A 1,195-nucleotide genomic window follows, 5' to 3' on the forward strand; every position below is an offset into this window, starting at 1 on the left:
GTTGACTGCTTTCCACTGCGAGTAGTGCGTGTCCGGCGCAATGGGAAACGCGATTACGAGCCGGTGGCCAAGCGGCGTTTGATTGAGCTGTGTCTTCGGCCTGGCGCATCGGTGGCAGGCATGGCGCTCAAGGCTCAAGTCAATGCCAATCAACTGCGCAAATGGATTCGGCTGCATCGGGAATCGAGGGCAGTGGAACACGGTTCGCTGGCGGCGTTCGTGCCGGTTGTTCAGGGAATCCGATCCCCTGAAGTCGAAGCTGTGGTCACTGCGCCGCGTCGCACGACGGCCGTGGCAGTTGAACCGCAACCTCAGCCGTCGCGATCAGTCGCGCTGCTGAGTGCGAAGTTGCCAAACGGCGTAGCGATTGAGCTCGCATGCGGTGAGCGTGACGGTGAACTCGTAAAGGCGATGATCGAAGCGTTGGGGGCGAGCTGATGTTCCGCTTCGACGAAGGGCTGAAGGTCTACCTGCACCGGGAAGCTGTGGATTTCCGCAAGAGTATCAATGGTCTGTCGGCGCTGGTCGAGCAGTCGCTGGGGCTCGATCCGTTCGCACAAGCGGTCTACGTGTTTCGCAATCGACGAGCCGATAGGATCAAGCTGCTTGGCTGGGACCGGAACGGATATTGGCTCTTTTTGAAACGACTTGAGGCAGACCGTTTTGCTTGGCCGCGTGGGGCGGCAGTGGCGACGCTCTCGGTCGAGCAACTTCACTGGCTGCTGGACGGCATCGACATCAGTGCCGTCCAGCGGCACCCGCCGCGACATTACCAACGGGCCGTGTGAACGCTGCATGACATCGACGGTCAAATCCGCCATGTCGTCAACGCCTGTCACGATTACCGCCGCGGAACTCCAGCTCTTGCGCAATGCCGCCAAGGAGCGCGATGCGCTCAAAGGCAAACTGCGCGTGGTGACGGTCGAGCGTGACCTGCTGCTCGAGAGGCTCAAGGCCTTCCAGCGCAAGCTGTTCGGCGCCACGAGCGAGGTTCGGGGATCGCAGCAGAAGGACCTGTTCCTCAATGAAGCCGAGACGCTGGCGCCAACGGCGGCGACACTTCCGGCACAGGAAGAAGAAGGTACGCCAGAGATTGAGGTGGCCGGTCACAAGCGCAAGAAGCGCGGCCGCAAGCCGTTGGACCCGGCGCTTCCCCGCGTGCCAATGCGCCACGAACTGCCGGAGTCAGAGCGGG

Annotated in this window: 3 protein-coding genes; all 3 read left to right on the forward strand. The window is 61.8% G+C overall.

The window, feature by feature from the left end; all coding sequences use genetic code 11:
* The coding region (gene tnpA / locus MKD38_RS30620; protein ID WP_147309682.1) for an IS66-like element accessory protein TnpA at positions 1-438 on the forward strand (438 nt) is incomplete at its 5' end.
* Entirely contained in the window at positions 438-788 is a 351-nt protein-coding gene (gene tnpB / locus MKD38_RS30625) for an IS66 family insertion sequence element accessory protein TnpB (protein WP_012354445.1), read from the forward strand. The genes tnpA and tnpB, both read left to right, overlap by 1 nt.
* Positions 789-819: 31 nt before the next feature.
* Positions 820-1,195: IS66 family transposase (locus MKD38_RS30630; RefSeq protein ID WP_197716325.1), on the forward strand; the 376-nt coding region annotated here is incomplete at its 3' end.

Source organism: Cupriavidus sp. WGlv3 (assembly GCF_023952475.1).
Taxonomy (GTDB): domain Bacteria; phylum Pseudomonadota; class Gammaproteobacteria; order Burkholderiales; family Burkholderiaceae; genus Cupriavidus; species Cupriavidus phytorum.

Bases quoted from the DNA above. Each gene is read 5' to 3' on its own strand.
- tnpB (WP_012354445.1), top strand. From the start codon at position 438: ATGTTCCGCTTCGACGAAGGGCTGAAGGTCTACCTGCACCGGGAAGCT.